Source organism: Halorubrum sp. Ea1, assembly GCF_002252965.1.
Taxonomy (GTDB): domain Archaea; phylum Halobacteriota; class Halobacteria; order Halobacteriales; family Haloferacaceae; genus Halorubrum.
The window spans coordinates 57437-66315 of sequence record NZ_NHPG01000056.1 but is presented as its reverse complement, the minus strand read 5'-3'; the positions used below and the strand labels follow the sequence as shown (position 1 = coordinate 66315).

At 69.0% G+C, this 8879-nt stretch carries 11 protein-coding genes; 3 read left to right on the top strand and 8 right to left on the bottom strand.

Translation table 11 applies throughout. The features are described 5' to 3' along the window. Window positions 1-30 precede the first annotated feature (30 nt). Both DJ73_RS07950 and DJ73_RS07945 read right to left on the bottom strand, forming a co-directional pair. A complete protein-coding gene (locus tag DJ73_RS07950) occupies window positions 31-585 on the bottom strand; it encodes a YeeE/YedE family protein (RefSeq protein ID WP_094524182.1) in 555 nt (184 codons plus the stop codon). A gap of 11 nt (window positions 586-596) precedes the next feature. Continuing rightward, complete coding sequence (locus tag DJ73_RS07945) at window positions 597-1790, bottom strand: MBL fold metallo-hydrolase (protein WP_094557729.1); 1194 nt, start codon at window positions 1788-1790, stop codon at window positions 597-599. Between the two features lie 248 nt (window positions 1791-2038). Between DJ73_RS07945 and DJ73_RS07940 the strand changes: the two genes are divergently transcribed. The 3 genes from DJ73_RS07940 to DJ73_RS07930 all read left to right on the top strand — a co-directional run bounded on the left by DJ73_RS07940 (window position 2039) and on the right by DJ73_RS07930 (window position 3627). Beyond that, window positions 2039-2284: a sulfurtransferase TusA family protein gene (locus DJ73_RS07940; protein WP_094526060.1), complete on the top strand. Its 246-nt coding sequence runs from the start codon at window positions 2039-2041 to the stop codon at window positions 2282-2284. 2 nt (window positions 2285-2286) lie between these two features. Further along, entirely contained in the window at window positions 2287-2874 is a 588-nt protein-coding gene (locus DJ73_RS07935) for a DsrE/DsrF/DrsH-like family protein (protein WP_094557726.1), read from the top strand. A gap of 246 nt (window positions 2875-3120) precedes the next feature. Next, window positions 3121-3627 (top strand): low molecular weight phosphatase family protein, encoded by a 507-nt coding sequence (locus DJ73_RS07930; RefSeq protein WP_094557725.1) that lies wholly within the window; start codon window positions 3121-3123, stop codon window positions 3625-3627. A 55-nt stretch (window positions 3628-3682) separates the two neighbouring features. Here DJ73_RS07930 and DJ73_RS07925 read toward each other — a convergent pair whose 3' ends face one another. The 6 genes from DJ73_RS07925 to DJ73_RS07900 form a co-directional block, all read right to left on the bottom strand. Next, window positions 3683-4309, bottom strand: coding sequence for a DUF1641 domain-containing protein (locus tag DJ73_RS07925; protein WP_094557724.1), 627 nt, complete (start codon window positions 4307-4309; stop codon window positions 3683-3685). A gap of 2 nt (window positions 4310-4311) precedes the next feature. Then, complete coding sequence (locus DJ73_RS07920) at window positions 4312-5454, bottom strand: NAD(P)/FAD-dependent oxidoreductase (protein WP_094557723.1); 1143 nt, start codon at window positions 5452-5454, stop codon at window positions 4312-4314. Beyond that, window positions 5451-5687 (bottom strand): sulfurtransferase TusA family protein, encoded by a 237-nt coding sequence (locus DJ73_RS07915; protein ID WP_094524188.1) that lies wholly within the window; start codon window positions 5685-5687, stop codon window positions 5451-5453. The genes DJ73_RS07920 and DJ73_RS07915 overlap by 4 nt, the downstream gene beginning before the upstream one ends. A 150-nt stretch (window positions 5688-5837) precedes the next feature. Beyond that, window positions 5838-7088: a M20 family metallopeptidase gene (locus tag DJ73_RS07910; protein WP_094557722.1), complete on the bottom strand. Its 1251-nt coding sequence runs from the start codon at window positions 7086-7088 to the stop codon at window positions 5838-5840. A 51-nt stretch (window positions 7089-7139) separates the two neighbouring features. Continuing rightward, entirely contained in the window at window positions 7140-7553 is a 414-nt protein-coding gene (gene trxA / locus DJ73_RS07905) for a thioredoxin (RefSeq protein ID WP_094524238.1), read from the bottom strand. Between the two features lie 129 nt (window positions 7554-7682). After that, entirely contained in the window at window positions 7683-8747 is a 1065-nt protein-coding gene (locus DJ73_RS07900) for a HAMP domain-containing sensor histidine kinase (RefSeq protein ID WP_249269099.1), read from the bottom strand. Window positions 8748-8879: the final 132 nt, after the last annotated feature.

Genomic DNA, 8879 nt, shown 5'->3' with positions numbered 1-8879 from the left:
TCACTCCGTTCGCGCCTCGCGTCTCGCACATCACGGACTCACCCCCAGCGCGGCGACGAGCTGTGCGGTCAAGATGGCGACCGCGAGGAACGTCGCCACGCCGACGAGCGACGTCTTCGACGCCGACCCGACGCCGCAGACGCCGTGCCCCGAGGTGCACCCCTTCCCGATTCGGGTTCCGATGCCGACGAGTATCCCGCCGAAGAACAGTCGCCACGGCTGGACGTCGGTCAGCCACAGGGTCACGCCCGCGAGCTCGTACGTCCGCCCGGTGGTTCCGGGCTGGTAGAGCGACGTCGTGATGACGCCCGACTGGACCGTCGCCGCGAACGCCGCGCCGCCGAGGACGATCCCGAGCGTGAACACGACGCGCCAGTCGCGAGAGCTCACGTACCGCCGGAACCGCGACTGCCCCGACACGTACGACAGCGTCGACTCGAGGAAGGTGCTCGCGCCGGCCGCGATCCCCGTCCCGACGTATATCACGACCGCGCCGAGGCCGACGAGCAGTCCGCCGACGGCGTACCGGCTGATCCCGTTCGGGAAGAGGTCGGCGGCCGCCTGTGCGACGAGTGGGTCAGGCATCGATGGCGGTCTCAGTCATCCGCGAGCGATTCCTGGCTCGCGGCGCAGTTGTTCGGGCCGAGTTCGAGGGTGAACGCCTCGTCGTCGTCGACGGCCTTCTGCCCGAGGTTCGTCGCGATGATGTCCTCGTAGTTGGCCGGCCGCGGCGGCATGTCCGAGAGGATGAGTTCGACGAACGCGTCCTCCTCCATCGTGAGCGCGTCCATCTCCTCGACGAGATCGCCGATCGGCGCGGTGTACGTGCCGTCGTCGGCCGGCACCGCGGCGTCGCTGAAGTGGGCGCCCCCGATCAGCGTGTCGTCGGGGAGCGGCAGGACGCGCTCCTGAAGCGATTCGTAGAGCGTCCGTGCCGCGTCCGGCGCGCCGTCGTCGCCCTCTTCGAGGTCCGGGCGAGCGACGCTCTCGATGAACAGCCCGTCGCCGGTCGCGAGCAGGCTCTCGTCGACGAGGTACGAGGTCATCCCGGTCGTGTGGCCGGGCGTGGCGACGGTCTCGATCACCGCGTCGCCGACCGCGAAGGTGTCGCCGTCCTCGGCCTGGGTCAGCTCGTCGGCGTAGGTGACGCCGCGGTCGACCGCGGCCGCGGGGATGACGCCCTCGACGCCCGCCTCGTCGAGGTCGCGCACGCCCGAGATGTGGTCGGCGTGGACGTGGGTGTCGAACGCGTACCGCAGCTCGACGCCGAGGTCGTCGGCGTCGTCGAGGTAGCGGTCGGTGAACGCGCGGAGCGGGTCGATGACCGCCGCCTCGCCGTCGTCGTAGAGCAGGTACCCGAGACAGCCGGACGAGGGGCGCTGGTATTGCAGGAGCGTGCCGGCGCCGTCGTAGCCGGTGACTTCGACGGTCTCGTAGATACCGGCCCAGCCGTTCATGCCGTCTTCGAGGTGGTTCACGTCGTAGCCGCGCTCCGCGAGCTCCCCCGCGACGTACTCGCTGGCGCCGCCCTTCGCGCACAGGACGGTCACCTCGCGGTCCTCGGGGATCCGGTCGAGGACGTCCTCGTCGATCTCGTCGTCGAGGAACTCGTAGTACGGGACGTTGATGGAGGTGACGTTCTCGCCGTCGATGCGCCACTCCTCGTAGTCGGAGCCCATCCGCGTGTCGAGCAGCGTCAGGTCTTCGCCCGCGTCGATGCGTCCTTTCAGCGCTTCCGGTTCGATCGTCTCGACTTCGACATCCGGGGTCGGGAAATCGTCTGCGTCCATGTTGTACACCTCACTGTACCGGACGGGAATACAAAAGAGTTCGCATAGTAATTCAATAACCACACAATATAGGGTCGGGAGACAAACCGAAATAATGCGCTTCACACGTTTAGGAAGCGGCTCATGTGTCACCGCGGGATTATCGGCGTAACTGGTTGTTCGCGTCAAACACAAAAAACAACATTCTTTTAACGGTGGCGGGGGTATTGTGCAATAGCTCCAATACAAACCAACGGAGCAGATAACCAATGAGTGCCGAATACGATATCGCGGAGACGTTAGACGTGAAAGGCGCATCGTGTCCCATGCCGGTCGTGAAGACGAAGGGCGCGATCGACGAACTGGCCGAAGAGCAGGTCCTCGAAGTGCTGGCGACCGACCCGGGAAGCATGAGCGACATCGACGGCTGGGCCTCGGGTACCGCCGGCGTCGAACTCGTCGGTCAGGAGGAAGGCGACGACGTGTACAAACACTACGTCCGCAAGACGGAGTGACGATGAGTACCGACACATCGTCCCCGGACGGCGCGGACGCGGCGGCGGACGACGCCCCCTCCCGCGCCGAACTCGCCGCGCGCGTCGACGAACTGGAGGCGTCGCTCGCCGAGGCCACGGCCGAGGACGACGCGAAGAAGATGAGCATCATCGCCACGAAGGGGAGCCTCGACATGGCGTACCCGCCGCTGATCCTCGCCAGCACCGCCGCCGCCTTCGGCTACGACGTGACCGTCTTCCACACGTTCTGGGGGCTCGACATCCTGCATGAGGAGCGGTCGAAGAGCCTCAAGATGAGTTCCGTCGGCAACCCCAACATGCCGGTCCCGAACGTCGTCGGCGCGCTCCCCGGGATGGACCGCGTGACGACGCGGATGATGGAAAAGCGGATCGAGGACAACGACACCGCCTCGGTCCAGGAGCTCTTGGAGACGAGCCTCGACATGGGCGTCGAGTTCCAGGCCTGTCAGATGACCATCGAGTTGATGGGCTACGACGAGGACGACTTCTACGACGGCGTCACCACCGGCGTCGGCGCCGCGACGGCCCTGCAGGACATGGTCGAGGCCGACATCCAACTGCTCGTCTGATCCGCCGACGGTCACACCGCATCCACTTTCCCCCGACCGCCCCCCGTACCACTCCTTTACTCCGCCAGCGGCCGCTCGGATCCCCGCGGCCGCCGGCCGTTCCGACCGAGTCCCCGATCGTGACGACCCGTGTCGTGACGTTCCCGACCGGGCGCCGCGGGCGCGCGGCGCAAGTCTCGTCACTGGTACGTATGAATATGTTCGTCACATAGCAACCGTTTCCATGCTACACTGCCACAACGTTTTATGACATCGTCCGACCGGCTGCGGCTCGACTTCGTCTGCGTCCACAACGCGGGGCGGAGTCAGATGGCCGCCGCATTCGCGGAGCGCGAGCGCGACGAGCGGGACCTCACCGACGTCGTCGAGATCCACTCGGGCGGCACGGAACCGGCGGACGCCGTGCACGATCCGGTCGTCGAGGCGATGGCCGAGGTCGGTATCGACATCTCGGACCGGCGCCCGAAATGGGTCGCCGACCTCGATCAGATCGCGGACAGCGACTACGTGGTCACGATGGGCTGTTCGATCATGTACTTCGAGCCAGCGCAGTACGGCGTCGAATCCCGCGACTGGGACCTCGTCAACCCCGACGGAGAGGACATCGACACCGTTCGCGCGGTCCGCGAGGAGATCGAGGAAAAGGTGAGCGCGCTGTTCGACGAGATCGAGCGTTCCGCCGCGGACGGACGAGTCGAGGCGGACGAATCGGGCGGCTTCGTCGCGTCGCTCCGCGAGTCGCTGTCGCGCTGACCGCCCCCGGCCCGCACCGGCGGATCGCCCGGTCGCCGGCCCCGGCGGCGCCGCGTCAGCGCTCCCCGTCGCTCTCGCGCTCGCGGCCGATCGCGCCCGAGAGCGCCAGCAGGTAACCGAACCCGTGTTGCACGTCGGGGTCCCGGAGCCCGCGGACCAGCCCCACGGGTCCGACCTGTTCCGGCGGCTCGCGCTCCGCTTCGCCGAGGCTCGTCAGCAGCGTCTCGACGCCGTCGCGGGCGTCGTCGTCCGCGGCCGTCTGCGCGACCTCGCCGAGCGCGGCCCCGGTGCCGGCCAGCGAGGTCACCATCTCGTCGTCGAGGGCGGCCGTCGCGAGCGACCCGACCTGCGCCAGCTCCGCCAGCTCGTCCAACGCGCCGCTCCGCTGGAGCTCGGTCAGCGTCTCGAGCGCCTCGCGCAGTTCGTCGCCGTTCTCGCCGACCGCCGCGGCCAGCCCGACCGTCTCGTCGGTCGCGATCCCGTCCGCGGACTCCGCGAGGGTCGCGCCCGTCGCCGACAGCTCGCGGACCATCTCGTCGTCGAGCGCGTTCTCCCCGAGCGAGAGCACGTCGAGCAGCTCGTTGACGGCGTCGAGCCGCTCGACGAACTCGGCGACGGCCTCCGGTTTCTCCTCGATCGCCGCCTCGAGGTCGCTCCGCTCGGAGAACTGCTCTTCGGACATGGTCAGAGCAACCCCCGTGCGGTGAGCCAGTACGACTCGTTGTACGCCAGCTTCGACCAGTGGAGCTTCTGCGACGGCGGCGCCGGCGCCGGCGGGTTCTCGTAGTCGAACTCGACGAACGAGGCCGCGTCCATGCCCGTCTCGATGAAGCACAGCGTCTTGCCGTCGTAGGTGGCGGTCGCCGGCCGCCCGCGGACGTCGCTGGCGAGCCGCTCCCCGACGACCCCGGCCTGGTAGTGCGCCACGCTGCCGGCGTTCGGAACGCCGGTGGCCGCGGTGTCGCCGAGCGCGTAGACGTCGTCCGCGGCCTCGGCCTCGAGCGTGTGTTTATTCACGTCGACCCAGCCGTCGTCGCCGAGCCCAGCCTCCTCGATCAGGTCGACGCCGGCGTGCGGCGGGATCGACACGAGGAGGTCGTAGCCGAGCTCGGTCCCCTCCATCGAGGTGATCGTCCCCGCGTCGGGGTCGACCGACTCGGCGTTGAAGAACGTCTCCACGTCGATGCCGCGCTCGTCCATGATCGGCCTCGCCCACTCCGCGATGTGGGGGTTGCCGTGGACGCGCTGGATCGGGTACGTGTAGGTGACCTCGACGTCCTCGCGGAGCCCGCGCTTCCGGAACCAGTCGTCGATCATGAAGACGAGCTCGAGGGGCGCCGCGGGGCACATGTGGGGCGTGCCGACGACGCTCAACACGATCTCGCCCTCGGTGAACGACAGCAGCTCGTCCCGGAGCTCGGTCGCGCCCGACTCGCTGTAGTAGTCGTGTCCGCCCTCCGCGAGGCCGGGGATCCGTTCGGGCTCCAGCGTCGACCCCGTCGCTAACACGAGGTAGTCGTACTCCATCGACGGGCCGTCGTCGAACCGGAGCCGCTTGGCGTCGGTGTCGACGTCGCTCACGCGGTCGATCCGGAGGTCGACCGCGTCGTCGACCAGCTCGTCGAGGCGCCGGCGGCCGTCCGCCGGCTCGCGCTGACCGAAGGGGACGTACAGCCACACCGGCTTATACACCTGCTCGGGGCCGTCGTTGACGAGGGTGACCTCCACGTCGCCGGCGTCGAGCTCCGGTTCGAGGCGGTCGGCGAGGTCGTTCGCGAGGACCGAACCGCCGGTCCCGCCGCCGACGATGACGATGCGTTCCGTCATGCTTTCTCCACGTAGAACGCGGCGTGGTCGTCGCGCTCTTCGACGGCGAGCAGCTCGTTCCCGGACTCCTCGGCCCACTCCGGGACGTCGGTGTGCGACTGCTCGTTGTCGCTCAAGAGCCGTATCACCGCGCCGGAATCGACGCCCCGGATCGCGCCGATGAGGTCCATCAGAGGACCGGGGCAGGCGGCGCCTCTGGAATCGACGGTCTCGTCTGGTTCTATCTCCGTCATAGATGTGAGTTGGAGCCGGTTGACATTAGTATTGCGCTTCAATTCCAAGTCCGTGAAAAACCGGTCGACAAGGCGCGCCGCGGACGACTCGTACGACGCGGACGCCCGCGTCAGATCACCTCGTGTCACCCGACTTCACCCCGATTCGCCTCACCGCTCCGACGCCGCCGCCCACGCCGACGGGAGCCGCGCGTAGACGACGGCGTTGCCGACGAGCGCGTCGACGGGCACGTACTCGTCTGCGGCGTGGACGGTGTCGGTTCCGAGCGCGAACTCGACGGTCGGAATCCCGGCGTTTCGGAGCGTCTTCGCGTCCCCGCCGCCCGTCGCGCTCCGCCGGAAGACGGGCTCGCCCGTGACGTCGGCCGCCGTCGACGCCACCGCCTCGACCAGCGGGCTGCCGGAGGGCTCCGCGGTGCCGACGCTCCACGAGACGTCGGTGATCGTTATGCCCTCGCAGCCGGCGACGCAGGCCCGGATCCGGGAGAGCACGTCGGGCGTCGAGACGCCCGCGGTCAGGCGCACGTCGACCTCGGCCCGAGCCGACTCCGGGACGCTGTTTATCGCGTCGCCGCCCTCGAGGACGCCGAGGTTGATCGAGGGGTAGCGGAACAGCTCTCGGGCGGCCTCCTCGCCCATCGCCGGGGCGTAGTAGTCGACAGACTCCTCGACGATCGGCTCGACGTCGGCGCCGACGTCCAGCCGCTCGGAGCCGAAGCGGTCGCGCAGTTTCTCTACGGCGCCGTAGAGGCGGTCGATCGCGTTGACACCGAGGGTCGGCCGGGAGCCGTGAGCCCCCTCGCCGCTCGCCGCGAGCGTCAGCCAGATGCTGCCGCGGTCGGCGACCGTGACCGAGTGCCGGCCCGCCTCGCAGGTGGGCTCGCCGATCACGCAGGCGTCCGCGTCGAGCCGCCCGGCCTCCAACAACGCCGGCAGTCCCGCGTCGCCGCCGACCTCCTCGTCGCTCACGAGCGCGAACAGCAGGTCGACCGGCGGCTCGGCGTCGGTCACCGCGAACGCCCGGACCGCGAACAGCATCGACGCCACGGCGCCCTTCATATCGGTCGCGCCGCGGCCGTAGACGCGGTCGTCCGCGAGCTCGCCGAGCGGGTCGTGGGTCCACGCGCCGGCGTCGAACGGCACCGTGTCGAGGTGGCCGTTGTACAGCAGGGTCCGGTCGGACTCCCCGGCGACGCGAACGAGGAGGTTCGGCTTCGCCGGGTCGACCGCGAAGCGCTCGACATCGACCGGAAGGGGGTCGAGGAATCGCTCGATCGCGTCGACCACCGCTCGCGTGTCGCCCGGCGGGTTCGAACTGTCGACCGCGAGGAGGTCGAGCGCGAGGTCGGTCAGCTCGGCGCGGTCGTCTCGGACGTGCGCGACCGGCGGCGCGTCGCTCATCGGCGACCGAGCCCCCGACTCGGTTCGGATCCGTTCATCGGTCCGGACTGCTCACGCGTGCTCCTCGATCGCGGAGCGGAGCCGCGACTCGTCCTGCATTCCGACGAGGCGCTCGACCTGCTCCCCGTCGGCGAACAGCAGGAGCGTCGGGACGCCGCGGACGCCGTACTCGGCGGCGAGCCCCTGGTTCGCGTCGACGTCCACCTTCGCCACGGTCGCGTCGGTCTCGGCGGCGATCGACTCGACGACCGGTTCGAGCATCTGGCACGGGCCGCACCAGTCGGCGTAGAAGTCGACCAACACGACCGACCGCTCGGAGACGGTCTCGCTCAGTTCCGCCTTCCCGGCGACCGGAACGGGCTCGGAGGGACTCGTCGACTCCGTCTCGTCGGTCGCTTCCGTCCCGTCTCGGTTCCGAAGCTCCTCGAGCTTCCGTCGTCGGATCTCATCGATCTCTTCGGCCATCGGCGCCACGTACGGTCCGTGCCGACTTAGATGTTTGCGTGATTAACACAATATTGGTCCGCTCGACCGAACCGCGCGCCGCGACGCTGCCGCGACGCCGCCCTTGCCGCCGGTCGGGGGCGGAGTCGGTCAGGCCTCCTCCGCGGTCGGCAGCGTGATCCGGAGGACGGTCCCGGTCGGCTCGTTCTCCAGCAGTTCGAACGTCCCGTCCGACGTCTCGACGGTCCAGTAGATTATCCAGAGCCCGAGCCCCTGCGTGTGGACGAGCGCCGTCTCCGCCGAGCCCTCGATCGCGTCCACCTCGTACCCCGGGATCCCCGCTCCGGTGTCGGCGACCTCCACGACCGCCGCTCCCGTCCGGTCGGTGCGGAGCGTGACGGTGACCGCGACGTCGGTCGGCGTGTGCTCGGCCGCGTTGCGGAGCGCCTCCTCGATCGCCGTCGGAAGCGCCGGGTGCGACGACACGCGCGGGTCGCCGTCGAACTCGGTCCCGATCGACACGTCCGGATACGCCGCCGCGACCGCGTCGATCCGCTCCTCCAAGAGCTCCCGGAGGCGGAACGTCTCGCGCTGGTCGGTGTTCCAGATCGAGACGATCTCCCGCGTGCGGTCGGTCGTCTCGAGGAGACCGTTCAGGTGCGTCCGCGCGGTTCGCACGTCCTCGGCCGTCTCCGGGCCGTGGTCGCGCCGTTCGATCCTGTCCAAGTTGCCGAGCGCGACGCAGAGCTCGTTGCGGAGGTTGTGCCGCAGCACGCGCTGGTTGATCGTCAGCAGCTTCGTCAGGTCGCGGGCCTCGCTGAGCCGCTCGTCGGCCTCGACCGCGTACAGCCCGCCCCGGATGCCGACCGCGGAGCCGAGCGCGGTCGCGAACGCGAGGAGGAAGGAGAGCTCCCCCTCCTGTCCCTCCACCGCCCATATCAGCCAGACGGCGAACGCGAGGAGCGCGAACGACCCGGCCACGGTGACCGCCAACCGCAGCGCCCGCCACTTCCCCGAGCGGGATATCGGCCGGTTCGGAAGCTTGTACGCCGTCGCGACCACCAAGAGGGCGATACCGCAGATCACGAACGCCTCCAGTCCCGTCCCGAGCCCCTCGCCCTCGGTCGCGAGGTGAGCGAGGCCGAGCCCGAAACAGAGCGCCCCCAGCGCGCAGACTCCGTGCTGCGGACGGATCCGAAGACGTGGGAGCGACACGGGTGGGTATACGAACAGTGGTATAAAGAATTTGGCCTGTCGGGCGGCGTACCCGCGAGCGACAGCGGATGAGTAAAAATCAGTCTAACGACACGTATCGGGCCAGACGCCACCGGGCCCCGGTATCGGATC